This window comes from Rhizobium sp. NFR12 (assembly GCF_900108545.1).
GTDB lineage: Bacteria > Pseudomonadota > Alphaproteobacteria > Rhizobiales > Rhizobiaceae > Neorhizobium > Neorhizobium soli.
This window is the reverse complement of the sequence record NZ_FNWM01000002.1, coordinates 1,231,960-1,256,005: the sequence shown is the minus strand read 5'-3', so window position 1 is coordinate 1,256,005 and position 24,046 is coordinate 1,231,960. Positions and strand designations below refer to the sequence as shown.

Genomic DNA, 24,046 nt, shown 5'->3' with positions numbered 1-24,046 from the left:
AGGCCGCGCTGTTCATCTCGCAGTCCGGCGAAACGGCCGATACGCTTGCATCCCTGCGCTACTGCAAGGAACAGGGCCTGAAGATCGGCGCCATCGTCAACGTCCGCGAATCCACGATCGCGCGCGAATCGGATGCGGTCTTTCCAATTCTGGCGGGACCTGAAATTGGTGTCGCCTCGACCAAGGCGTTTACCTGCCAGCTCGCAGTTCTGGCCGCCCTTTCGATCGGTGCCGGTCGCGTTCGGGGGACGGTGACGGAGAGCGACGAGAAGGCGATGGTCAAGCATCTCGCCGAGATGCCGCGGATCATGAGCCGGGTATTGAACGACATCCAGCCGCAGATCGAAGCGCTGTCGCGCGAGCTTTCGCGCTTCAAGGATGTGCTCTATCTCGGGCGTGGCACGAGCTATCCGCTTGCATTGGAAGGTGCCCTGAAACTGAAGGAAATCTCCTACATCCATGCGGAAGGCTACGCAGCCGGCGAACTGAAGCACGGACCGATTGCTCTGATCGACGAGCACATGCCGGTCATCGTCATTGCGCCACATGACCGGTTCTTCGAAAAGACCGTTTCGAATATGCAGGAAGTTGCAGCGCGCGGCGGCAAGATCATCTTTATCACCGACGAGAAGGGGGCCGCTGCCTCGAAACTTCCGACGATGGCGACGATCGTGCTGCCGAATGTAGACGAAATCATTTCACCGATGATCTTTTCGCTGCCGATCCAGCTGCTTGCCTACCACACGGCCGTGTTTATGGGCACCGATGTCGATCAGCCGCGCAACCTTGCGAAATCCGTCACCGTGGAGTGATCGGGAAAGGGTTGCTTTCCCTTGCATCGCAGCATTGCATCTTGCATTGTCGCATTCGATGAGTGCGACAATGCAAGTCACAGGTAAGGAATTTTCATGAGCGACAGCCCAGAGCGCTTATCGCTGGCCGGTCGGCTCAGAAACAACTTCCTGACAGGCCTGATCATATGCGCGCCTTTGGCGATCACAATATGGCTGACCTTTACCTTCATCGACTGGGCCGATAGCTGGGTAACGCCCTACATTCCGCAGCGTTACGACCCCCAATATTACTTCGACGTAACGATTCCCGGCACCGGTCTGCTGCTGGCGATGGTGATGATTACCATCATCGGCTTTCTCGGCAGGAACCTGATCGGTCGCTCGATCGTCAGTTTCGGCGAGTCGATCCTCAACCAGATGCCGCTCATCCGGACCATCTACAAGAGCGTCAAACAGATCCTGGAGACGGTCCTCAAGGAACAGTCCACGTCCTTCAAGAAATGCGGCATGGTCGAATTTCCGACACCCGGCACCTGGGTGCTGGTGTTTATTGCCGGCGATGCACAGGGCGAGATTGCCGAGAAGCTTAACGCAGACGGTGAAGAGATGGTGGCGGTTTTCATGCCACCGACCCCGGTCCCGACGGCAGGTTTCCTGATGTTCGTGCGCAAAAGCCAGATCATCATGCTCGACATGACGCCGGAAGAGGGCGCCAAGCTGTTGATCTCGGGTGGGCTGATATCGCCGACCTATACGCCGAAGCCCGGCGAGGTCCCGATCCTGCCGGCACCGCAGGACATGCCCACTGTTACCACGCCTCCGACAGCACCTTAGCCGGCGCGCAGGAAGCGGATCGCTTCGTCGCGTCTATGCAGGTACAGCAGCGCGCGTACGGCCTCGCCGCGTTCACTTGTTAGGTCGGGATCGCGATCCAGGAGGTAGGTCGCGTCCTTGCGGGCGATCTCGAGGAGATCCGCGTGTGCTTCTAGGCTGGCGATCTTGAACCCGGGCGTCCCTGACTGGCGGGTGCCGAGGAGTTCTCCTTCGCCACGCAGTTTCAAGTCTTCCTCGGCGATCAGAAAACCGTCCTCGCTGTCGCGGAGAATCGACAGGCGCGCGTGGCCGGTCTCGCTGAGTGGTCCCTTGTAGAGAAGAATGCAGGTGGAGGCTTCGTCTCCACGCCCCACACGCCCACGCAACTGGTGGAGCTGCGCCAGACCGAACCGCTCCGCGTGTTCGATCACCATGATCGTCGCATCGGGCACGTCGACGCCGACCTCGACGACGGTGGTTGCGACAAGCAGGCGGATCTCGCCGTTCTTGAAGGCGCTCATGACGGCGTCTTTTTCCGGTCCGGCCATTCGGCCATGCACGAGGCCGACATTGTCGGCACCGAGTTCGCGGGCCAGTACCGCGTAGCGCTCCTCGGCCGACATCAGTTCGGAGACGTCCGATTCCTCGACCAGCGGGCAGATCCAGTAGGCCTTCTTTCCCTCTGCGACGGCGCTGCGCAGGCGCCCGACGACATCGCCGATCCGTTCGGTCGGGATCGTCACGGTCTGGATCGGCTTTCTGCCGGCAGGCTTCTCGGTCAGCTTGGACACATCCATGTCGCCGAAGGCTGCCAGCACCAGTGTGCGCGGGATGGGCGTCGCGGTCATGACGAGCATATGCGGGGATATGCCCTTGGCGGTCAGACGCAGACGCTGATGCACGCCGAACCGGTGCTGTTCGTCGACGACCGCCAGCATCAGGCTGTGATAGCTGACGGTGTCCTGGAACAGCGCGTGGGTGCCAATGACGATCTGGGCCTCGCCCGAGGCGATCCGCTCGACGATGGCTTCGCGTTCGCGACCCTTGGTGCGGCCGGTCAGAAGTTCGACAGTGACGCCGGCGGCACCGGCCAGTTTCGAGATGGTCGAGAAATGCTGGCGGGCGAGGATTTCGGTCGGTGCCATCAGAACGGCCTGGCCGCCGGCTTCGACAGCGGCGGCCATCGCCAGAAGGGCCACCAGCGTCTTGCCGGCGCCGACATCGCCTTGCAACAGCCGCAGCATGCGGTCTTCGCCTGCCATGTCCTTGATGATATCGTCGACGGAGGATTTCTGGCTGGGCGTCAGCGAAAAGGGCAGCGCGGCAACGAGACGGGCGGCAAGCTCGCCCTTTACCCGGATCGGCTGTCCCGGCACTTTGCGGATCTTCTGGCGCACCAGTGCCAGCGACACCTGGCCTGCGAGAAATTCGTCATAGGCCAAGCGGCGGCGTGCCTTGGACTGGGGATCGATATCCGTCTCGTCGCGCGGATCGTGAAGTTCCTGAAAGGCTTCCGTTACGGTAGGAAAGCCCTGACGCTGCGTGAGGCTCAAATCCGCCCATTCCGGGAACTGCGGCAGGCGTGCGATCGCGCCTTCGATCGTCCGGCGGAATGTCTTCGACGACAGGCCGGCCGTCATCGGATAGACCGGCTCGACAAGCGGCAGGTTTTCGGCTTCCGATACCTTCACCATGAAATCCGGATGGATCATCGAGGCGCGGCCGTTGAACCAGTCGACCTTGCCGCTGACCATCACCTGTTCGTCGACTGGAAGCGTCTTGTGCAGCCAGTCGCCCTTTGCCCTGAAGAAGGTGAGGGCGAGTTCGCCCGTCTCATCGTGCAGAAAGACCCGGTAGGGCTGGTTGGTCCGGGCCGGTGGCGGCTGATGCCGGTCGACGCGTCCCTCGATGGTGACAATCGCTCCCTGCGGCGCGAGCGCGATGCCCGGACGATTGCGGCGATCGATCAGCGAATAGGGCGCATGGAACAGGAGATCGACGACCCGGCAGTCTTCCGCATCCTCGCGTCCGGTGACACGCGCGATCAGGTCGGCGATCTTCGGGCCAACGCCGGGCAGCGATGAGACGGAGGCAAACAGCGGATCGAGGACGGCAGGACGCATGGTTGGCTAAATGGCGCAAGTTTTGCCCATTTGGCAAGGTGACGCGAGCCGAAAACAATCCTATATGAACCGCAAAACAGGGACTTGGCTTATGACTGGATTGGCACGCACCAGCGCGGATCTCGACCCCCGTCGCCGACGTATTCTCTATCGCTGCTGGCATCGCGGTATTCGCGAGATGGATCTCGTGTTCGGCAGCTTCGCCGAGGCGGAGATTTCCAACCTCTCCGATACGGAACTGGACGAGTTTGAAGTGATCATGGATGAGCAGGACCACGACCTGCACGCCTGGATCACCGGCGCTATGGCACTGCCCGAGGAGCGCAATACGGCTCTGTTTGCGCGTATCGCCGCCTACAAGCCGGACTTCGATCCCGTGACCAGAGAGTCGTTGCAAGAGAAACTCGGCCAATGATTTCCGGATTTAACGCGAAGAAGATCGCGGCGGCCTCAACACCGCTGACCATCGGCAGTGTGCCGGCCGGCACCGAACCGCTTGTTCTGGCGGAACTGGCGCGGGCCGGACAGTCGGTTGCCTACGTTCTCTCCGACGGCCAGAGGATGCCGGATCTCGAGCAGATGCTGTCCTTCGTCGCGCCGGAAATCCCGGTTCTGTCGCTGCCGGCCTGGGACTGTCTGCCCTATGACCGTGTGTCGCCGAGTGCCGATGTCTCCGCGAGGAGACTGGCCGCCCTGTCGGGGCTGATCGCGCATGCCAAGAAGCCGCATCCGGCGATCGTACTGGTCACCGTCAACGCGATGTTGCAAAAGATCGCGCCTGCTTCGGTCATCGAAAGCCTCGCGTTTTCGGCCAAGCCCGGCAACGTGATCCGGATGGACGATATTGCCGCGCGGCTTGAGCGCAACGGCTTCGACCGCGTCTCGACCGTGCGCGAAGTCGGCGAATTCGCGGTGCGCGGCGGTATTCTCGATGTGTTCGTGCCGGGTTCGGAAGAACCGGTGCGGCTGGATTTCTTCGGCGATACGCTGGAAACGATCCGGTCCTTCGATCCGGCAAGCCAGCGCACGACGGGTCAGGCCCGCTCGCTCGATCTCAACCCGATGAGCGAAGTGACGCTGACGCCTGATACGATCAGCCGCTTCCGCACGAATTACCTTTCGCTGTTCGGGGCTGCCAACCGTGACGACGCGCTTTATCAGGCCGTGTCCGAAGGGCGCCGCTACGCCGGCATGGAACACTGGCTGCCGCTGTTTTACGAGAAGCTCGAGACCGCGTTCGACTATCTGAGCGGCTTCCGGATCGTCACGGATCACAATGCGCGCGAAGCGGCAACGGAGCGCTCCAAGCTCGTCACAGACTATTTCGAGGCACGCCGCGATCAAGCGAGCCTGGGCAAGGGAGCGGCCGCGCAGGCAACGCCCTACAAGCCGGTATCGCCGGGCCAGCTCTATCTCGACGGCAAGTCGTTTGCCGAAACGCTCGATCAGCTCGCGGCCATCCGGCTCACGCCCTTCAACGAGATGGATTCGGCCGGCCGTCCGGTTCTGACGCTGGATGCCCATACCGGGCCGCGCTGGGCGAAAAGCCAGGCGGAGACCGGGTCCGAGACCCAGGAACACGATTCCGATAGCGAGGTTCGTGTCAATATTTTCGATCTCGTCGTCAAGCACATCGCCGACAAGCGCGCTGAAGGCACGAAGGTTCTGATAACGGGTTGGTCCGCCGGCTCGCTCGACCGCCTGCTGCAGGTGCTGGACGAACGCGGCCTGAAGCGCATCAAGCCGATCGAAAAGCTGTCGGACCTTCAGAAGCTTGAAAAAGGCGAGGCGGCGTCGGCCGTGATGAGCCTGGAAGCGGGGTTCGAGACCGGCGATATCGCAGTGATCGGCGAGCAGGATATTCTCGGCGACCGTATGGTTCGTCGCGGCAAGCGCCGCAAGCGCGGAGCCGATTTCCTCACCGAAGTTGCGGGTCTCGATGAAGGGTCGCTTGTCGTCCACGCCGAACACGGTATCGGCAAGTTTGTCGGCCTGATCACGATCGAGGCCGCCGGCGCGCCGCGGGCCTGTTTGGAACTGCATTATGCGGATCAGGCGAAGCTTTTCCTGCCGGTCGAAAACATCGACCTTCTCTCCCGCTACGGGTCGGATGCAGCGGAAGCCAATCTCGACAAGCTCGGTGGCGGCGCCTGGCAGGCTCGCAAGGCCAAGCTGAAGAAGCGCCTGCTCGATATGGCCGGCGATCTCATCCGCATCGCTGCGACGCGTATGGTGCGGCGTGCACCGGTTCTGGCAACGCCTGAGGGCCTCTACGACGAGTTCGCTGCCCGCTTCCCCTATGACGAGACGGAAGACCAGGCAACCGCGATCGAGGCCGTGCGGGACGATCTGGCCGCGGGACGGCCGATGGATCGCCTCGTCTGCGGCGACGTTGGTTTCGGCAAGACCGAGGTGGCGCTGCGCGCGGCCTTCTTTGCCGCGATGAACGGCGCCCAGGTTGCAGTCGTCGTTCCGACGACCCTGCTCGCACGCCAACATTTCAAGACGTTTACCAACCGCTTCCGCGGGCTGCCGATCCGGATTGCCCAGGCCTCGCGTCTTGTGCCGGCCAAGGAGCTGGCGCTGACGAAGAAGGAATTGTCCGAGGGCAAGGTCGATATCGTTGTCGGGACCCATGCGCTGCTGGGCAACAGCATCCAGTTCGCGAACTTGAGCCTGCTGATCATCGACGAGGAGCAGCATTTCGGGGTCAAGCACAAGGAACGGCTTAAGGACATGAAGACCGACGTGCATGTGCTGACGCTGTCTGCGACGCCAATCCCGCGCACGCTGCAGCTGGCCATGACGGGCGTTCGCGAACTGTCGCTGATCACCACGCCGCCGGTCGACCGCATGGCTGTGCGAACCTTTATCTCGCCGTTTGATCCCTTGGTCATCCGCGAGACGCTGATGCGTGAGCATTACCGCGGCGGTCAGAGCTTCTACGTCTGCCCGCGGCTGGCCGATCTTGCCGATATCCAGGCGTTTCTGCAGTCGGACGTGCCGGAACTCAAGGTAGCCGTTGCGCATGGACAGATGGCTGCGGGAGAGCTGGAAGACATCATGAATGCCTTCTACGACGGCAAGTATGACGTGCTTCTCTCGACCACGATCGTCGAATCCGGTCTCGACGTGCCGACCGCCAACACGCTGATCGTGCACCGGGCCGACATGTTCGGGTTGGCGCAGCTCTATCAGCTGCGTGGCCGCGTTGGTCGCTCGAAGGTTCGGGCATTTGCGCTGTTCACGCTGCCAGTCAACAAGACGCTCACCCAGATGGCGGACCGTCGCCTCAAGGTGCTGCAGTCGCTCGATACGTTGGGCGCCGGTTTCCAGCTGGCAAGCCACGACCTCGACATCCGCGGCGCCGGCAATCTTCTCGGCGAGGAGCAGTCTGGTCACATCAAGGAAGTCGGTTTCGAGCTTTACCAGCAGATGCTGGAAGAGGCGGTTGCGGAGGTGAAGGGTGAGGACGACGTCGTCGATACGGGCTGGTCGCCACAGATCTCCGTCGGCATCACCACGATGATCCCGGAGAACTACGTGCCGGATCTGCATCTGCGCATGGGTCTCTATCGCCGCCTTGGCGAAGTGCAGGAACTGTCGGAGATCGATGGCTTCGGTGCGGAAATGATCGATCGCTTCGGGCCGATGCCGCCCGAGGTGCAGAACCTGCTCAAGGTCGTCTATATCAAGACGCTCTGCCGCAAGGCGAATGTCGAGAAGGTCGATGCCGGTCCGAAGGGCGTGGTCATCGTCTTCCGTGACAAGCAGTTCCCCAACCCGGCGGCGCTGGTCGGCTATATCGCCAAGCAGGGTTCGCTTGCGAAGATCAGGCCGGACCAGAGCATCTTCCTCAACCGCGACCTGCCGACGCCGACAAAGCGGCTGACGGCTGCAGCCCAGGTGATGACGCAGTTTGCGGAACTGGCGAAGACCTGAAGCGTCTCGTCGCTTCGACAACAAACAAAAGGCCGGTGAGCAGAGCTCGCCGGCCTTTTTCGTTCAATCGATACTGTGGCTTTCAGGGCTTCGTGTCTGGCGCTTCCGGCGCCATCACCGCGGCGGCCTGCGTATCCGAGCCAAGGGCCGGCGGAAGCGGCGTGCCGCGAACGCGTTCGCGAATGAGGGTCAGCATGCCCGAGCCGATGATCAGGATGATGCCGATCACCATCGGCAGGTCGATATGGTCGCCGAAGACCAGGTAGCCGAACAGTACCGCCCAGAGCATCTGGCTGTATTGCGTCGGGCCGATCAGGGTCGCGGGTGCATAGGCGGCAGCGTACATGACCAGGATCGCGCCGAGCGCTGCCAGAAGCCCGTAGCCGGCCAGCCAGAGCCACTGGATTGCCGTTGGCGCCTGGAAGCCCGGCAGGGCAAGCGCGCCGCAGACGACGAGCGTTCCAAGCACGCCGGCACCGTAGAGCGATATGTTCTTCTCCGACGGTCCCATGGCCCGGAAGACGACGATCGAGATGGCTCCGCTCAAGCCGCCGAAGACGGCGCCTAGATGGCCGATCGAAAGTTCGCGAAATCCGGGGCGGAGCACGATCATGACGCCGACAAAGCCGATGACGACCGCGGCCCAGCGCCTGTATCCGACCTGCTCCTTCAGGAAGAGGACGGACATGATGGTGACGAAGGACGGAAGGAGAAAGATCAGCGCGAATGCTTCGGCCATCGACAGATGGGTGAAGGCAGTGACGCTGCCGATCGTGCCGCCGGCTTGGGCCACAAATCGCAGGATCCAGAGCGGTCTGTTGGTGGTGTTGAAGATATCCGTCCAGCGGTCGCCCTTCTTCATGAGGAAGGGCAGGCCGACGAGGCAGAAGACCGCGCCGAGAAACGAGGATTGATAGGGGCTCAGCTGGCCCTCGATCAATTTCACGCTGGCATCGCTCCATGCATAGGCGGCGAAGGCCGCAAAGGCGATGAGGACACCCTTGAGGGTCTGGTCTTTCTGCACCGGGTAAACTTTCCGAAAAGCTAGATCATGCCCTTGCGAGCTTCGGCCTTGAGCTGGGCGATTTCGCGGAAGGCGTTGGCGAGAACATCCGGCATCTGGGCGCCGCTCACCGCATACTGTCCGTCGACAATGAAGAACGGCACGCCGTTGACGCCCATCTTTTGCGCAGCGTCGATCTCGGCAAGGACCGTATCCTTATCGGCGTCACCTGCCAGAAGGTTCTCGACGACCGTACGATCCATGCCCGCTTCGACGGCGATGTCTGCGAGAACCGCATGGTCCCCGACAACGCGCCCTTGCTCGAAATTCGCCTTGAAGAGTGCGGTCACAACGCGATCCTGAACCTCGCGGCCCTCCACCATCGCCCACTGAAGCAGACGGTGGGCATCGAGCGTGTTCGAGCCGACCGTGATCGCGTCGAAATTGAACGCGATGCCGACTTCCTGGCCCAGCTGGGTCAGCGCCCCATGAGCGCGGGCGACCGTTTCGCTGCCGCCGAGCTTTGCTTCGAGGAAAGCCTTGTGGTCCACCCCCTCAGGCGGAATGTCCGGGTTGAGGCGATAGGGACGCCAGTTCAAGTCGACGCCGATCTCGTCCTGGACTTCGGCGATTGCCAGCTCGAGCCGCGCCTTGCCCAGATAGCACCAGGGGCACACGACGTCGGAGACAATATCTACGGTGATGCGCTCCATCGGCGTTCTCTTTCCAATCAGGTTTGGCTTGCGATCGGGAGGTGGCGAGCTGTCTACTGCGCCCGCTCATCCCACCAAGTGTTGAGCTGATAGCCGTATAGCGGCAAGGTTTCCGGATAGCGTATCTGCTTGCGCCGCGCCACCCACTGGTCGGCAATATGGTAGAGCGGCACCATGTAATGGCCTGAAATCAGCAGGCGGTCATAGGCGCGAACCGTTGCTTCGAAATCTTCCTTGCTACGGACGGCTGTCATGGTCCCGATCAACCGGTCGATATCGGGATCCGCTGTTCCTGCAAAATTGAAGCTGCCGGACGTGTCGCGGGAGGTGGAGCCCCAGCGTCCCATCTGTTCGATCCCGGGAGACAGCGACGACGGGTAGGATTTGACGATCATGTCGTAGTCGAAGCTGCCCGACCGCGCCTGGTACTGCGAATCGTCGACTGTGCGGATCGCCATGTCGACGCCGATCATCCGAAGGGCTCGCTGGTAGGCGATGGCGAGCTTTTCCTGATCGACGGTCTGGGTCATGACCTCGAACGACAACTGGCGCCCGCTGGCATTTGTCATGCGGCCGTTCTTGATCGTGTAGCCGCCCTTGTTCAGAAGGTCGACGGCCTTTCGCAACACTCTGCGGTCGGCACCGGACGCGTTGGTCTTTTCGATACGGTAGGTACCATCGAGTACGTCGGGCTCGATTCGGTTCTTGGTGTCACCGAGGATTTCTAGCTCGCGCTGGTCCGCCGGTTTGCCGAGAGAAGTCAGCGGCGAGCCCTGCCAGAAGCTTTCTGTGCGGGTATAGGCGTTCTCGAACAGGTTCCGGTTGGCCCACTCGAAATCGAAGGCCAGCGAAAGGCCGGCGCGCACATTGACGTCTGCAAAGATCGACCGGCGCGTGTTGAACACGAAGCCCAGCATGCCCGTCGGCAGTTGCGGCGTGAAGGCTTCCTTGACCGCGTCTCCAGTCCGGATGGCCGGGAAATTATACGCGCGCGCCCAGTGGGTCGGGCTGCCATCGGGATAGATGTCGATCTCGCCCTTCTTGAAGGCTTCGAACAGGGTGTTGTCTTCCAAAAAGTATTCGACGCTGATTCGGTCGTAATTGTCGAAACCGACTTTGGCCGGAATATCCTTGCCCCAGTACTTCTCATCGCGCTCGTAGACGATGCGCTGGCCGGGCGAGACGGATTTGATAAGATAGGGTCCCGAGCCCAGCGGCACCTTCAGGGTCGACTGATCGAATGTCTCCGGGTCGATCGCGTGTTTCGGCAGGATCGGGGTGGAGGCGGCGATGATCAGCGGGAATTCCCGGTCGACCGTGTCGTTGAAGGTAAAGCGGACACTGCGCTCGCCGACCTTTTCCATCTTCTCCACAGGGGCGAGACGCCTGGAGAACGGCACCCGACCCTTGTCGCGCAGCACCTCGAAGGAAAAGATCACGTCCTCAGGTGTCACCGGCTGGCCGTCGGACCATTTTGCCTTGGGATTGATGTTGAACTGGATGAACGTGCGCTCATCATTCCACTCGACGCTTTCGGCCAGAAGACCATAGAGCGTGAAGGGCTCGTCGGCGGAGCGGGTCATCAGCGTTTCATAGATCAGGTTGCCGAAGGCCGGATCCCAGACGCCGCGGGCGGTGGTGCGGATGCTCTTGAGGTTGAACGGGTTGAGGCTGTCGAACGTGCCGACGACGCCGTAGCGGACGCTGCCCCCCTTCTTCACTTGCGGATTGACGTAGCTCAGATGCTGGTAATCGGCGGGCAGGGCAGGTTCGCCATGCATGGAGATCGCGTGCACAGGCTGCGCCCGCGCCCCGGATGCCATGACAGGCACAAACAGCGTCGCTGCGATCAAGAAGGATATACTGCGCTTCATGAAAGCATTCCGTTTCTCTCAATACTGCTGATTCGGGCAGAAAATAGCGGATAGGTGACAATGCACCAAGCACAGGCTCTTCAAACTTGCGTTGCAACGGTGAGGTTTGTCAAAATAGCAAAAGAAAGGCTGGATATCGCCGTCGCGTCGATGTAACAGATTGGCAACACCCGCCGAGTCATTCAATTGCCTCATTTGAGCGACAGGTGACAGGCAGTAGGACATCTCGACGGGGTGGACGGCGCATGCTGCGCCCGCGGATTTCAGGAGACGGATTTCGTTATGATGCTCAAGGCAACCAAAGTTATGCGGACGGCCATGTCTGCTCTTGCTGTTTCGGTCGGCGTGGCTGCGCTGCCGGTTGCAGCCTTCGCCCAGCAGGCAGCTCCCGCACAGGGCGGCGCCGGTGCCGGCGGTCCGCCGCTTGGCTGGTTCAAGACCTGCACCAAGCAGGACGATGCTGATCTCTGCGTTGTGCAGAACATCATTCTGGCCCAGAACGGCCAGCTGATCACGGCAATCGGCCTCATCAGCGTCGAAGGCAAGGTCAACCGCAAGATCCTTCAGGTTTCGGTTCCGACCGCACGTATGGTGCAGCCGGGCATCATCATGCAGATCGACGGTGCGAAGGGTCAGAAGCTCGACTACGCCGTCTGCCTGCCTGACAAGTGCACTGCCGAAGTGCCGCTGACAGATGCGATGATCGCCAGCCTCAAGAAGGGCACCGACGTCGTCTTCACGTCGATGAACTTCCGCCGCGCGCCGAACCCGATCAAGGTTTCGTTGACCGGCTTTACCGGTGCCTACGACGGTGCAGCAATCACGCAGTCGCAGCTTGCCGAAAGCCAGCGTAGCCTGGAAGAAGGCATGCAGAAGAAGGCTGAGGAAGCGCGCAAGAAGCTTGAAGAAGCTCAGAACGCTGCCAAGCAGGGCCAGTAAGTTCAAATCTCAAAGCAACAAAAAAGCCCGGTCGAAAGACTGGGCTTTTTTCGTTTTGACGATTTATCTCGACAAGGCTGGCCCCGATCAATGGGCGAGGATAACCTTCGGCTTTAGATTGCCGGAGGGGCCGGCGTCGAAGATCTGGTAGACCTGCGGGTTGCGCAGGGGTTGGTCGCTCTCGTCATGGACCAGGTTCTGTTCCGAGACATAAGCGACGTATTCTGTTTCGTCGTTCTCGGCCAGAAGGTGGTAGAAGGGCTGATCCTTGCTCGGGCGGATCTCGGCCGGAATCGCGTTCCACCATTCCTCGGTATTGTCATATTCGGGGTCCACATCGAACACGACGCCGCGGAACGGGAACACCTTGTGGCGAACGACTTCCCCGATCGTAAACTTGGCATTTCGCTGTTTCATGGTGCGACATCCTTTCGCAACATAATGTGGGTGTAAATCCGTTGCTGCTCAAGTGGCAAATGCGGTGTGGTAAGGATAGTTCCACTTTGTTCTCATCCCGTTCCGGCTCGTCTTCCCTTCAACGTTGCAAGAATGACGCCTCCGAGGACGCAAACGATGCCGACAGCATGGTAGGCCTCGAAGGTTTCGCCGAGAAACGCCACGGCCATGACGATCGAAACCGGGGGCATGAGGTAGAGCGTGGTCCCGGCCGTGACCGAACCGAAGATCCGCACCACCTGCTGGAAGCAGAAGAAGGCGGCGAGCGAGGCGAAGAGAATGATGCCGGCAAGCTTCATCCAGGCGGACTGGCTGGTGGGAAGAAGACCGCCGTGAAACAGTTCCCAGATCGCCGGCACGATCAGGATGAGCGAGCCGGAGAAGGCAATCAGTCCGAACAGCGTGAGCGGACGAACGGCTTGAGCTGCCGGGCGCCGTAACAGAATTGAATAAAAGGCAAACGCGATCGCAGCGATCAGAATGCCGAGATCGCCGAGATTGAAGCGCATGTGAAGAACGGCAGCCAGATCTCCGCGCAACACGATGACAGCGACGCCCGCGAAGGCGAGCGCCATGCCGCAGATCTCCTTGATGCTGATGCGTCGGCTGGCGAACAGCCATTCCAGCAGAATGATGAAGAGCGACGACGTGCTGTAGATCAGCGTGGCATTCGAGGCCGTCGTCATGGTGAGCGCCCAGTAGACGAAGCCGCCGCAAATGCCCATGCCGAGGAAGCCGAGCCAGAGCCACAACCACGTATGGGCCCGCACAAAGGCCGCAGCAGCGCGACGATCCATATAGAGCAGCGGCAGCATGATGAGCGTCGAGCCTGCCCAGCGGATAAACGCGGTCATATAGGGACCGATCTCGCCGACAATGCCGCGACCGAAAACGAGATTGCTGGAAAAGAAGACCGGGACAAGAAGGAAGATCAGCCAGTCGAGGGGACGGGGCGTGCTGCCGGTATCGGTGCGCATGAGGCAATCCAGGGGGCGGTGAAGCAGGCACGGGCCTGTGACCGCAGGTTAGGAGCCTGCTGCTCCGATGAAGCACGAATGAAAAACGGCGGGTAAGCCCCGCCGTTTCTGGTTTTCAGGTTGGTCCGCGGATCAGGCGGAATAGTACATGTCGAATTCGACTGGATGCGGCGTCATCTCGAAGCGCATGACTTCCACCATCTTCAGTTCGATATAGGCGTCGATCTGATCGTCGTCGAAAACGCCGCCGGCGGTGAGGAACTTGCGATCCTTGTCGAGGCTGTCGAGCGCTTCGCGCAAGCTACCGCAGACCGTCGGGATCTTGCGCAGTTCCTTCGGCGGCAGGTCGTAGAGATCCTTGTCCATGGCCTTGCCGGGATGAATCTTGTTCTTGATGCCGTCGAGGCCGGCCATCAGCATGGCGGCAAAACCGAGATAGGGGTTCTGGGCCGGATCGGGGAAGCGGACTTCGACGCGCTTTGCCTTCGGGTTCGACCCGAACGGAATGCGGCAGGAGGCAGAGCGGTTGCGGGCCGAGTAGGCAAGCAGAACCGGTGCTTCGTAACCCGGCACGAGACGCTTGTAGGAATTCGTCGTCGGGTTCGTGAAGGCGTTGATCGCCTTGGCGTGCTTGATTATGCCGCCGATGTAGTAAAGGCAGCTTTCCGACAGGCCTGCATACTCGTCACCAGCAAAGGTCGGCTTGCCGTCCTTCCAGATCGACTGGTGAACGTGCATGCCCGAGCCGTTGTCGCCGAAGATCGGCTTCGGCATGAAGGTGGCCGTCTTGCCATAGGCATTGGCGACCTGATGCACGACGTATTTGTAGATCTGCATCTTGTCGGCGTTGCGCACCAGCGTATCGAACTTCACACCGAGTTCGTGCTGGGCAGCGGCCACTTCATGGTGATGCTTTTCGACGACCACGCCCATCTCGGTGAGGACGGTGAGCATTTCCGAGCGCATGTCCTGAAGGCTATCGACCGGCGGAACCGGGAAGTAGCCGCCCTTGACGCGCGGACGGTGGCCAAGGTTGCCGGTCTCGTAATCGGTGTCGTCGTTGGACGGCAGTTCCGAACTGTCCAGCTTGAAGCCCGTATTGTAGGGATCGGCCTTGTACTTGACGTCGTCGAAGACGAAGAATTCAGGCTCGGGGCCGACGAAAATCGTATCGCCGATGCCCGATGCCTTGAGATAGGCCTCGGCCTTCTTGGCCGTGCCGCGCGGATCGCGGTTGTAGGCTTCACCGGAAATCGGATCGAGAATATCGCAAACGATGACCATGGTGGATTGCGCGAAAAACGGGTCCATGTGCACGGTCTGCGGATCGGGCATCAGCACCATGTCCGACTCGTTGATGGCCTTCCATCCGCCGATCGAGGAGCCGTCGAACATGACGCCATCGGCGAACATATCCTCGTCGACGGCCGAGACGTCCATCGTCACGTGCTGCAGCTTGCCGCGCGGGTCCGTAAAGCGCAGGTCCACGAACTTGACGTCGTTTTCCTTGATCTGTTTCATGATTTCGCTTGCGCTCGTCATATGACCTTTTCCTCGCCTGTATGATTGTTATGAACTGTCCGCGCGGCTTCTTCTCAGCCTTCAAAGTGCGGTCAGATAGCGTCCACACCCGTTTCGCCGGTGCGAATACGAATGACTTCCTCCACGTTGGAAACGAATATCTTGCCGTCTCCAATTCGTCCAGTCTGTGCCGCGTTGCGGATGGCCTCAATGACCGCGTCTGCATTCTCGTCGGCCAGCACAACTTCAACCTTCACCTTCGGGAGAAAGTCGACGACGTATTCCGCGCCACGATAAAGCTCGGTATGTCCTTTTTGGCGTCCAAAGCCCTTGGCCTCGGTCACCGTAATCCCTTGCAAGCCGACTTCCTGAAGGGCTTCCTTCACTTCATCCAGCTTGAACGGTTTAATGATCGCTTCGATCTTCTTCATGAGAAACCAACTCTCCGCTTCTCCCAGTCGCAGGCCCATGCCCGCCAAACAGGCCGATGCACTATTCGTGCCAAACTCTTTCACGTTTTTCAGAAAATAACACGGGTTTGCGTCAAAACTTTCCATTTTTCGGTGGATTGCCTGCTGAACGCGGTCGGCCACGTCCGGGTTTGTGCGCCTGACGCCGTATCCTTGCCGAAATCGCTTCCGCCCGCCGCACCGAGCGCATGCCTGTCCACCTACTAAATAAGCATGTTTTCTGTGCATTTGATGATGTTTTGATCACTAAGATCGCGCTTGTATTTCCCCTGTTTTGCCTTTGAATAGACAAATGACCAATTCATTCGCTCATTTGCTCCTGACGCCTAACGATATGGCAGCCGTCGACACGGCCGCGGCAGCATCAGGCATGTCCTCGATAGGGCTGATGGACCGCGCGGGCCGGGCTGTCGCGGCGTCGGCTCTTCGACACTTTCCCGGCGCGTTGCGCTTTGTCGTCCTGTGTGGACCCGGCAACAATGGCGGTGACGGCTATGTCGCAGCGGCGGCCTTGAACGAGGCCGGCACACGCTGCGTGGTCTACAGTCTCGGGGATCCCGCACAACTGCGCGGCGATGCGCTTGAGGCCCGTTCACGCTGCCCGCTCGATACCCAGCCGTTGGACAATTATGTGCCATTGCCTGGTGATGTCGTCATCGATGCGCTCTTCGGGGCAGGGCTCTCCAGAAACGTCTCCGATAGCGTGGCGGCACTCGCTGATCGTCTGGCAGCCACCAATACACCCGTGCTTGCCGTCGATCTGCCGTCTGGACTATGCGGCCGGCGCGGTGTGGCGCTTGGCGCGGCGTTGCGTGCAGATCGGACGGTGACATTCGTTGCGCGCAAGCCTGGCCACGTCCTCATGCCGGGACGCGAGCTCTGCGGTGGACTTGAGGTTTTCGATATCGGCATCCCCCGTCGAATCGTTTTGAGCAAGGCCGGCAGTCTTGCCGAGAACGCGCCGTCGATCTGGAGCTCAGCTGTGCCGTCACCATTGGGTGACAGCCACAAGTATACGCGTGGACATCTGGTCGTGTTCAGCGGTCCCGCGGACAAGACGGGCGCAGCCCGGCTTTCGGCGACGGCGGGTCTGAAGCGCGGGGCAGGGCTCGTTACCGTTGCAAGCCCAACGGACGCACTTTCCGTCAATGCCGCCTCGCTGACAGCAATCATGCTTCATGCAATCGACGATGTCGCAGACCTCGCCGACTGGCTGGGTTCGGCAAAACTCTCCGCCTTCGTGCTCGGCCCGGGGTTCGGCGTCGGGGAGAAAGCCCGCGAGTTCGTGCTGGCACTGAAGGGCAAGCAGCTGGTGCTGGACGCGGACGGCATTTCCTCGTTCAAGGACGATCCTGATACGCTGTTTTCAGCCTTCTCGGAGGGCGAGACGCGCCTGGTACTGACCCCACATGAGGGGGAGTTTGCCCGGCTGTTTCCGGATTTGGCTAAGGACAAAGAACTCAGCAAGCCCGAGAAGGCGCTGAAAGCCTCGGCGCTGGCCAGCGCCGTCATCGTCTACAAGGGTGCAGACACGGTGATCGCTTCACCCGATGGCCGCGCCCTGATCAACACGAATGCGCCGCCCTGGCTTGCCACCGCAGGCTCCGGAGATGTGCTCGCCGGAATGATCGGAGCGCTGCTCGCCCAGGGCATGCCCGCCTTCGAGGCCGCGGCGGCAGGCGTCTACCTACACGGCGAAGCGGCCAATAGCCTGACCCCAGACATGACCGCGGAAGATCTGGCCAAGAGAGCAGGGATCCTGCCGAATAAAGAGCCCTAGTTCCTGGCGTCGAGCATCTCCTGCATGGCCATTGCGCCGCCGGGGGCGTTGACCTTGCCCTCGTGGATGAAGAAGGCGTAGACGTCGCGCGGCTTTTTGGCGGGATTTCGCGATTCGTCGATCAAAGGTAGATCGTCGGGGACGCTACCGGCAGACCAGGTTTTCAACCTTTTCGCCCAATCTTTCATATCCGGCTTCGTGTAACAGGTTTCGATCTCGTCCGACCCTTTTTGCAGCCGCGCATAGACGAAATCAGCGGTAACGTCGGCGATCATCGGATAGTCGAAATGATCGGCGCAGACGGGCGCGACATTGTATTTCGCGATAAGTTCGACGAATTCCGGAACCTTGAAGCTGTCGTGGCGGACCTCGACGACGTGGCGCAAAGGCAGCCCTTCCAGCGCGTCCGGCAGCAGCTTCAGAAACGCTTCGAAATCGTCAGGCTCGAATTTCTTGGTCGGCGCGAACTGCCACAGCAACGGCCCAAGATGGTCGCCGAGTTCGACGAGCCCCTGCTGCAGGAAGCGTTCGATCGATTCGCCCGCCTCGGCCAGGACCTTGCGGTTGGTAGTGTAGCGGCTGGCTTTGAGCGAGAAGATGAATCCGTCAGGCACTTCGGACGCCCATTTCGCAAAAGTCTCGGGCTTTTGCGACCCGTAATAGGTGCCGTTGACCTCGATGACCTTGAGCTTGGACGCCGCATATTCAAGCTGGCGTTTCTTCGCCAGCTTGTCCGGATAGAACGTGCCCTCCCAAGGCGCGAAGGTCCAGCCGCCGATACCTGTTCGAATTATGCCTGGTGTCATCACTCATCTCCCCGGAACAGGTATTGGCGGCGGTAAAAACTATTCTGCCGCTTGGACTTTCTTGACCGGACGCCGTTCCAGAAGCTCCTTAAGGAACTGGCCGGTATAGGAGCGCTTCTCCTTGACGACCTGTTCCGGCGTGCCGCAGGCAACAATCTCCCCACCACCCGTGCCGCCTTCGGGGCCAATGTCGATAACCCAATCGGCGGTCTTGATGACTTCGAGATTGTGCTCGATGACCACGACCGAATTGCCCTGGTTGACCAGCTCGTGCAGCATTTCCAGAAGTTTCGCGACGTCGTGGAAATGCAGGCCCGTGGTTGGCTCATCGAGAATATAGAGGGTGCGGCCGGTGGCACGCTTCGACAGCTCCTTGGCGAGCTTGACGCGCTGCGCTTCGCCGCCTGAGAGCGTGTTTGCCTGTTGACCGACCTTGATATAGCCGAGACCGACATCGAACAGCGATTGCAGCTTGTCGCGCACGGCCGGAACCGCGGCAAAGAACTCGACACCTTCCTCGACCGTCATGTCCAGGACATCGGCGATCGACTTGCCCTTGAAATGCACGTCGAGCGTTTCGCGGTTGTAGCGTTTGCCGTGGCAGACATCACAGGTGACATAGACATCCGGAAGGAAGTGCATCTCGATCTTGATGACGCCGTCGCCCTGGCAGGCCTCGCAACGGCCGCCCTTGACGTTGAAGGAGAAGCGGCCGGGTGCGTAACCGCGGGCCTTGGCTTCCGGCAGGCCGGCAAACCAGTCGCGGATGGGGGTGAAGGCACCGGTATAAGTGGCCGGGTTGGAGCGCGGTGTGCGACCGATCGGCGACTGGTCGATATCGATCACCTTGTCGATATGCTCGAACCCGTCGATCCGATCGTGCTCGGCCGGGATTTCTCTCGCGCCCATGACGCGGCGTGCGGCCGACTTGTAGAGCGTTTCGATCAGGAAGGTCGACTTGCCGCCACCCGATACGCCGGTCACGGCGGTAAAAACGCCGAGCGGTACCGCCGCGGTAACGTTCTTGAGGTTGTTGCCGCGGGCTCCGAAAACCTTGAGTTCCTTGCCTTTTTTGACCTTGCGCCGCTCAGTGGGAACTGCGACGCCGAGTTCGCCCGACAGGTATTTACCGGTCAGTGACTTGGGGTTTGCCATGACCTGCTGCGGCGTGCCTTCGGCGACGACCGTGCCGCCGTGAATGCCGGCGGCAGGGCCGATATCGACGACGTAATCGGCGGTCATAATGGCATCCTCGTCATGTTCCACGACGATGACGGTATTGCCGATGTCACGCAGATGCTTCAGCGTTTCGAGCAGGCGGGCATTGTCGCGCTGGTGGAGGCCGATGGATGGCTCGTCCAGCACGTAGAGAACGCCGGTAAGGCCCGAGCCGATCTGCGATGCCAAACGGATGCGCTGGCTCTCGCCACCGGACAGCGTGCCGGAATTTCGCGAAAGGCTGAGATAGTCGAGCCCGACGTCGTTCAGGAACTGAAGGCGCTCGCGGATCTCCTTGAGGATACGGACAGCGATCTCGTTCTGCTTCGCGTTCAGGTGCTCGGGGAGCGCCGCAAACCAGTCGCGTGCCAGCCGGATCGACATTTCTGTCGTCTGGCCGATATGCAGCTTATTGATCTTGACCGCCAGCGCTTCCGGCTTCAGGCGATAGCCGGCACAGGACGGGCATGGAGCGGCCGACATGTAGCGCTCGATTTCCTCGCGCGCCCAGGCACTGTCGGTTTCCTTCCAGCGCCGTTCGAGATTGGGGACGATGCCTTCGAACGTCTTGGTCGTCTTGTAGGACCGTGCGCCGTCGGCATAATTGAACTCGATCTTTTCCTCGGTGCCCTCAAGGATCGCCGAGCGGGCGCTATCCGACAGCTTGTCCCAGCGGTCCGTCAGCTTGAAACCAAAGACCTTGCCGAGACCCTCGAGCGTCTGGTTGTAATAGGGCGAGGTGGACTTCGCCCAGGGCGCGATCGCGCCATCCTTCAGGGTCCGGCCGGGTTCCGGCACGATCATGTTCCGGTCCACCTTCTGCTGTGATCCGAGACCATCGCAGGTGGGGCAGGCACCGAAGGGATTGTTGAAGGAGAACAGCCGCGGCTCGATCTCCGGAATGGTGAATCCGGACACAGGGCAGGCGAATTTTTCCGAAAACAGAACCCGTTCATGGGTTTCGTTCAGCGATTTGTTGGCAGATCCACCTGCGGAGGTTTCCTTCTCCGGCAGAGGCTTGTCGGCGAACTCCGCAACGGCCAGGCCATCCGCCAGTTTCAGCGATGTCTCAAGGCTGTCGGCCAGACGCGCGGCAATGTCGGAACGCACCACAAGGCGGTCGACGACGACGTCGATGTCGTGTTTGTATTTCTTGTCGAGCGCTGGAACGTCGGCGATCTCATAGAACTGGCCATCCACCTTGACGCGCTGAAAACCCTTTTTCATCAGCTCGGCGAGTTCCTTCTTGTACTCGCCTTTGCGCCCGCGGATCATTGGTGCGAGAATATAAAGACGGGTGCCTTCTTCGAAAGCAAGGACCCTGTCGACCATTTGGCTGACGGTCTGGCTTTCGATCGGAAGCCCGGTCGCTGGCGAATATGGAACGCCGACGCGCGCAAACAACAGGCGCATGTAGTCGTAGATTTCCGTGACTGTGCCGACCGTCGAGCGGGGATTTCGCGAGGTCGTCTTCTGCTCGATCGAGATCGCCGGAGACAGGCCTTCGATCTGGTCGACGTCGGGCTTCTGCATCATCTCCAGAAACTGGCGTGCATAGGCCGACAGGCTCTCGACATAGCGCCGCTGGCCCTCGGCGTAGATCGTGTCGAACGCAAGCGACGACTTGCCGGAGCCGGACAGGCCGGTCATCACGATCAGCGAGTTACGGGGCAGATCGAGATCGATACCCTTCAGATTGTGCTCGCGCGCACCACGGATGGAAATGGTTTTGAGTTCGCTCATCGTTATGCCTTCGGGGAGGATCGAAGGTCCTTATGTAGTTATCGAAAGCCGCCTGTCGAGACGAAACTGTTGCAACGCAACCCGGTTCCGAATGCTTGACAGAACTATACGGAGAAAATAGAACAAAGAAAGAACAAAATTCACTGTGGATTAAACCTCGGCATTGCCCAATCCGGGCGGTCGATGGTTTAAGGTGGGGTAATTGGTTTTCAAAGCCGCGCTTGGCGGCAAACGAGGTGAATACAATGGCGGGCAGCGTGAACAAAGTCATTCTGGTGGGCAATGTCGGTGCCGACCCGGAAATCCGCCGGACGCAGGATGGCCGCCCGATCGCAAACCTGCGCATCGCCACGTCGGAAAGCTGGCGCGATCGCACGTCGGGCGAGCGTCGCGAAAAGACGGAATGGCATACGGTCGTCGTGTTCAACGAAGGCCTCTGCAAGGTCGTCGAGCAGTATGTCAAAAAGGGTGCCAAGCTTTATATCGAAGGCGCGCTGCAGACCCGCAAATGGCAGGACCAGACCGGCAACGATCGTTATTCAACCGAAATCGTGCTGCAGGGCTTTAACTCGACCCTGACAATGCTCGACGGTCGTGGCGAAGGCGGCGGTGAGCGCGGCGGCGCACGTGGTGGCGCAAGCGACTTCGGCGGCGGTGGCGGCGGTGATTTCGGCGGCAACTACGGTGGCGGCGGCGATGACTATGATCGTCCGCGTTCCGGGGGTGGAGCACCGGCAGGGCGCGGTGCTCAGGGCAGCCAGGGTGGCCAGTCCTCCGGTGGTGGCGGCGGGAACTTCTCCCGCGACCTCGACGACGACATCCCATTCTGATCAAAAAAAGGCGCCGCTCAGGCGCCTTTTTCATGTTCGGTTGGAGCATGAGTGGCACGGTCCGAAAGCATCGCTACAAGCACGTCGGACTGCGAGAGTATCCCGGCGAGTTTGCCGTTCTCGCCGACGATCGGCAGGTAGTGCAGGCCTTCCTCCGCAAACATGACGACCGCGTCGTTGAGCGGTGCCGACGGCTCGATCGTCCGGACCGGCGCAGTCATGATATCCCTTACGATATGGTTTGGCGCTGTTGCGCCTTGCATCATCAGCCGCAAACGCTGGCGCGGGCCGATCGTCGGGCGACCGCCGGTCCAGATTGGCTTGTCCAGAAAATCCGTCTGCGTAACGATGCCAACCACCTCAGCCTTTTCGTTGGTGACGGGCAGGGCCTTCAGACGGTGGTTGCGCATGGACTGATGCGCCTTTCCCAGGGGATCATCCGGTGACACCGCGATCACGTCGCGGGACATGACGTCGGCGCAGGTGAGGTGGCTGGCGCGCTGGCGGTAGGAGCGCAGTTCGGTCAGGCGAATAATTGTTTCGAGGTCGCTGCGATCGATATCGAGGACCTGATCATAGTCCCTGAGGACGGCGTCGAGATCCTCCCGGCGGAACCCGATACGGCCGCTCGGCGGCGGATCCTTGGTGCCGTGCGAAGGGGCAGGTGTAGCGGGCGCATGCGGATAGCGCCGGCCTGCCAGATTGTTGAGAATGATCGCAAGCAGCAGCAAAGCCAGCGAGTTGCCCAGAACCGGCCAGAGGACGAATCCGTATCCCATCGCGTGAATGGACGGGCCGCCAAGCACTGCGGTCAGGGCAATCGCACCGCTTGGCGGGTGCAGGCAGCGCAGCGCCATCATCGCCGCGATCGCTATGCCAATGGCGAGGCCCGAGGCGAGGGCAGGGTCTGGCACGAGCGCAGCGACTGTGACGCCGACAGTGGCCGAGAGAATATTGCCGCCCAAGATGGACCAGGGTTGTGCGAGCGGGCTCGACGGGACGGCAAAAAGCAGCACGGCCGAGGCACCCATCGGGGCGATCAGTGCCGGCAATGACGGTTCGAAGCCGGCGACGAGACTGCCGCCCAGTCCCGTCAGGGAAATGCCGAGCAAGGCGCCGCCCGCAGAGCGAAGCCGTTCCCTCATGCTGATCGGGTTCGGTGCCTGTCCGATGAGACGGTTTAGAATGTGCATGGATTGAGCTTTCGGCCGTCCGTCTCAGGAACGATCAGGGTATCGCGAATGCCGACCGGATGCCGTCGACCACGAACTGAACGGACAAGGCAGCGAGGATGACCCCGAGAAGCCGGGTGAGGATCGCGCGCCCTGTCACACCCAGGAAACGGTCGAGCTTTTCCGCGATCAGAAGCGTTGCGTAGAGCACCACCATGATCAGCGCGAGGACACCGATAAGAAGGGCTCGGTCGAGAGCGCTGGTGAATGTTCCGGACAAAAGGACGGTCGCGGAAATCGCTCCGGGGCCGGCAATCAGCGGCAGGGCGAGCGGAAACACGGCGATATCGTGGATATGGTCGATCGTGATCGCCTTTTGCGACGTCTTTTCCTTTCGCTCCTGGCGCTTCTCGAAAACCATTTCGAACGAGATCCAGAACAGAAGCAGGCCGCCCGCGATGCGGAAGGCGCCGATCGAGATGCCGAGCAGGCCGAGAACGCTCGATCCGAACAGGGCAAACACCGCGAGGATCCCGAACGCGATCAGCGCACCGCGAAAAGCGACAAAGCGCCGTTGTGCCGTCGTCATGCCGACCGTCAGGCCCAGAAAGACCGGCGCCAGACCCGGCGGGTCGAGCGTGACCAACAAAGTGGTCAACGCGTTGATGAGAGCATCGGGTGAGGCCATGGATACTCCTAGAGGACGCTCGGCTTGCCGTTCAATGATAAGATTGTTAGGACAGCCGGGCGCTTTAGGGAAGTCTTGCAACGAATGTATCCAACGATCGTGGCAAACACCTTCCAAATGCCGCAAAACCTGTTCACAACTACAAAGCAAATTCAGTGGAAATTGGCGCCCGGAGCCGCTTTCC

At 60.6% G+C, this 24,046-nt stretch carries 19 protein-coding genes; 7 read left to right on the top strand and 12 right to left on the bottom strand.

All coding sequences use genetic code 11. The features are described 5' to 3' along the window. Together BLW69_RS13455 and BLW69_RS13450 are read left to right on the top strand one after the other, a co-directional pair. Positions 1-812, top strand: an 812-nt coding sequence (locus tag BLW69_RS13455) for an SIS domain-containing protein (RefSeq protein ID WP_139283858.1), incomplete at its 5' end; no start/stop codon positions are given. Positions 813-908: 96 nt separating this feature from the next. Continuing rightward, the gene (locus BLW69_RS13450) at positions 909-1,628 is read left to right on the top strand and encodes a DUF502 domain-containing protein (RefSeq protein ID WP_092662398.1); all 720 of its coding nucleotides are present in this window, start codon (positions 909-911) and stop codon (positions 1,626-1,628) included. Here BLW69_RS13450 and recG read toward each other — a convergent pair. Beyond that, complete coding sequence (recG, locus tag BLW69_RS13445; protein ID WP_092662396.1) at positions 1,625-3,730, bottom strand: ATP-dependent DNA helicase RecG; 2,106 nt, start codon at positions 3,728-3,730, stop codon at positions 1,625-1,627. The two genes, BLW69_RS13450 and recG, sit on opposite strands and share 4 nt — an antisense overlap. Positions 3,731-3,821: 91 nt before the next feature. Here recG and BLW69_RS13440 point away from each other — a divergent pair, with 91 nt between their 5' ends. Both BLW69_RS13440 and mfd read left to right on the top strand, forming a co-directional pair. Continuing rightward, positions 3,822-4,145, top strand: coding sequence for an FAD assembly factor SdhE (locus BLW69_RS13440; RefSeq protein WP_092662394.1), 324 nt, complete (start codon positions 3,822-3,824; stop codon positions 4,143-4,145). Further along, positions 4,142-7,672, top strand: coding sequence for a transcription-repair coupling factor (gene mfd / locus BLW69_RS13435; RefSeq protein ID WP_092662392.1), 3,531 nt, complete (start codon positions 4,142-4,144; stop codon positions 7,670-7,672). The genes BLW69_RS13440 and mfd overlap by 4 nt, the downstream gene beginning before the upstream one ends. Positions 7,673-7,754: 82 nt before the next feature. Here mfd and BLW69_RS13430 read toward each other — a convergent pair whose 3' ends face one another. The 3 genes from BLW69_RS13430 to BLW69_RS13420 are packed head-to-tail and all read right to left on the bottom strand — an operon-like array spanning position 7,755 to position 11,211. After that, the gene (locus BLW69_RS13430; protein ID WP_092662390.1) at positions 7,755-8,696 is read right to left on the bottom strand and encodes a DMT family transporter; all 942 of its coding nucleotides are present in this window, start codon (positions 8,694-8,696) and stop codon (positions 7,755-7,757) included. A gap of 20 nt (positions 8,697-8,716) precedes the next feature. Next, the gene (locus tag BLW69_RS13425; RefSeq protein WP_062580750.1) at positions 8,717-9,388 is read right to left on the bottom strand and encodes a DsbA family oxidoreductase; all 672 of its coding nucleotides are present in this window, start codon (positions 9,386-9,388) and stop codon (positions 8,717-8,719) included. Positions 9,389-9,441: 53 nt separating this feature from the next. Continuing rightward, positions 9,442-11,211 carry an extracellular solute-binding protein gene (locus tag BLW69_RS13420; RefSeq protein WP_244508831.1) on the bottom strand — a complete coding sequence of 590 codons (1,770 nt, stop codon included), beginning with the start codon at positions 11,209-11,211 and terminating at the stop codon, positions 9,442-9,444. A 333-nt stretch (positions 11,212-11,544) separates the two neighbouring features. Here BLW69_RS13420 and BLW69_RS13415 point away from each other — a divergent pair, with 333 nt between their 5' ends. Beyond that, positions 11,545-12,201, top strand: a complete 657-nt coding sequence (locus BLW69_RS13415; RefSeq protein ID WP_062456811.1) for an invasion associated locus B family protein — start codon at positions 11,545-11,547, stop codon at positions 12,199-12,201. Between the two features lie 87 nt (positions 12,202-12,288). On the opposite strand, the gene hspQ is transcribed toward BLW69_RS13415, so the two are convergent. The 4 genes from hspQ to BLW69_RS13395 form a co-directional block, all read right to left on the bottom strand. After that, positions 12,289-12,618, bottom strand: coding sequence for a heat shock protein HspQ (gene hspQ / locus BLW69_RS13410; protein ID WP_062456814.1), 330 nt, complete (start codon positions 12,616-12,618; stop codon positions 12,289-12,291). Between the two features lie 92 nt (positions 12,619-12,710). Further along, complete coding sequence (locus tag BLW69_RS13405) at positions 12,711-13,634, bottom strand: DMT family transporter (RefSeq protein WP_092662386.1); 924 nt, start codon at positions 13,632-13,634, stop codon at positions 12,711-12,713. A 132-nt stretch (positions 13,635-13,766) separates the two neighbouring features. Beyond that, positions 13,767-15,176, bottom strand: a complete 1,410-nt coding sequence (glnA, locus tag BLW69_RS13400) for a type I glutamate--ammonia ligase (protein ID WP_062456819.1) — start codon at positions 15,174-15,176, stop codon at positions 13,767-13,769. Between the two features lie 71 nt (positions 15,177-15,247). After that, positions 15,248-15,586, bottom strand: coding sequence for a P-II family nitrogen regulator (locus BLW69_RS13395; protein WP_007753933.1), 339 nt, complete (start codon positions 15,584-15,586; stop codon positions 15,248-15,250). 331 nt (positions 15,587-15,917) lie between these two features. Here BLW69_RS13395 and BLW69_RS13390 point away from each other — a divergent pair, with 331 nt between their 5' ends. Beyond that, positions 15,918-17,405, top strand: a complete 1,488-nt coding sequence (locus BLW69_RS13390; protein WP_092662384.1) for an NAD(P)H-hydrate dehydratase — start codon at positions 15,918-15,920, stop codon at positions 17,403-17,405. Here the strand turns inward: BLW69_RS13390 and BLW69_RS13385 are convergent. Together BLW69_RS13385 and uvrA are read right to left on the bottom strand one after the other, a co-directional pair. Further along, positions 17,402-18,214, bottom strand: a complete 813-nt coding sequence (locus BLW69_RS13385; protein ID WP_092662382.1) for a DUF72 domain-containing protein — start codon at positions 18,212-18,214, stop codon at positions 17,402-17,404. The genes BLW69_RS13390 and BLW69_RS13385 overlap by 4 nt on opposite strands. Before the next feature lie 36 nt (positions 18,215-18,250). Beyond that, positions 18,251-21,172 carry an excinuclease ABC subunit UvrA gene (uvrA, locus tag BLW69_RS13380; protein ID WP_062580741.1) on the bottom strand — a complete coding sequence of 974 codons (2,922 nt, stop codon included), beginning with the start codon at positions 21,170-21,172 and terminating at the stop codon, positions 18,251-18,253. 245 nt (positions 21,173-21,417) lie between these two features. On the opposite strand from uvrA, the gene BLW69_RS13375 reads away from it, so the two are divergent. After that, entirely contained in the window at positions 21,418-22,002 is a 585-nt protein-coding gene (locus BLW69_RS13375) for a single-stranded DNA-binding protein (RefSeq protein WP_062456831.1), read from the top strand. A gap of 17 nt (positions 22,003-22,019) precedes the next feature. On the opposite strand, the gene BLW69_RS13370 is transcribed toward BLW69_RS13375, so the two are convergent. Together BLW69_RS13370 and BLW69_RS13365 are read right to left on the bottom strand one after the other, a co-directional pair. Beyond that, positions 22,020-23,195 (bottom strand): HPP family protein, encoded by a 1,176-nt coding sequence (locus BLW69_RS13370; protein ID WP_092662380.1) that lies wholly within the window; start codon positions 23,193-23,195, stop codon positions 22,020-22,022. Between the two features lie 34 nt (positions 23,196-23,229). After that, positions 23,230-23,862 (bottom strand): MarC family protein, encoded by a 633-nt coding sequence (locus BLW69_RS13365; RefSeq protein ID WP_062456837.1) that lies wholly within the window; start codon positions 23,860-23,862, stop codon positions 23,230-23,232. Positions 23,863-24,046 lie beyond the last annotated feature (184 nt).

Bases quoted from the DNA above. Each gene is read 5' to 3' on its own strand.
- BLW69_RS13450 (WP_092662398.1), top strand. From the start codon at position 909: ATGAGCGACAGCCCAGAGCGCTTATCGCTGGCCGGTCGGCTCAGAAAC.
- recG (WP_092662396.1), bottom strand. From the start codon at position 3,730: ATGCGTCCTGCCGTCCTCGATCCGCTGTTTGCCTCCGTCTCATCGCTG.
- BLW69_RS13440 (WP_092662394.1), top strand. From the start codon at position 3,822: ATGACTGGATTGGCACGCACCAGCGCGGATCTCGACCCCCGTCGCCGA.
- mfd (WP_092662392.1), top strand. From the start codon at position 4,142: ATGATTTCCGGATTTAACGCGAAGAAGATCGCGGCGGCCTCAACACCG.
- BLW69_RS13425 (WP_062580750.1), bottom strand. From the start codon at position 9,388: ATGGAGCGCATCACCGTAGATATTGTCTCCGACGTCGTGTGCCCCTGG.
- BLW69_RS13420 (WP_244508831.1), bottom strand. From the start codon at position 11,211: ATGGCATCCGGGGCGCGGGCGCAGCCTGTGCACGCGATCTCCATGCAT.
- BLW69_RS13415 (WP_062456811.1), top strand. From the start codon at position 11,545: ATGATGCTCAAGGCAACCAAAGTTATGCGGACGGCCATGTCTGCTCTT.
- hspQ (WP_062456814.1), bottom strand. From the start codon at position 12,618: ATGAAACAGCGAAATGCCAAGTTTACGATCGGGGAAGTCGTTCGCCAC.
- BLW69_RS13405 (WP_092662386.1), bottom strand. From the start codon at position 13,634: ATGCGCACCGATACCGGCAGCACGCCCCGTCCCCTCGACTGGCTGATC.
- glnA (WP_062456819.1), bottom strand. From the start codon at position 15,176: ATGACGAGCGCAAGCGAAATCATGAAACAGATCAAGGAAAACGACGTC.
- BLW69_RS13395 (WP_007753933.1), bottom strand. From the start codon at position 15,586: ATGAAGAAGATCGAAGCGATCATTAAACCGTTCAAGCTGGATGAAGTG.
- BLW69_RS13390 (WP_092662384.1), top strand. From the start codon at position 15,918: ATGACCAATTCATTCGCTCATTTGCTCCTGACGCCTAACGATATGGCA.
- uvrA (WP_062580741.1), bottom strand. From the start codon at position 21,172: ATGAGCGAACTCAAAACCATTTCCATCCGTGGTGCGCGCGAGCACAAT.
- BLW69_RS13375 (WP_062456831.1), top strand. From the start codon at position 21,418: ATGGCGGGCAGCGTGAACAAAGTCATTCTGGTGGGCAATGTCGGTGCC.
- BLW69_RS13370 (WP_092662380.1), bottom strand. From the start codon at position 23,195: ATGCACATTCTAAACCGTCTCATCGGACAGGCACCGAACCCGATCAGC.
- BLW69_RS13365 (WP_062456837.1), bottom strand. From the start codon at position 23,862: ATGGCCTCACCCGATGCTCTCATCAACGCGTTGACCACTTTGTTGGTC.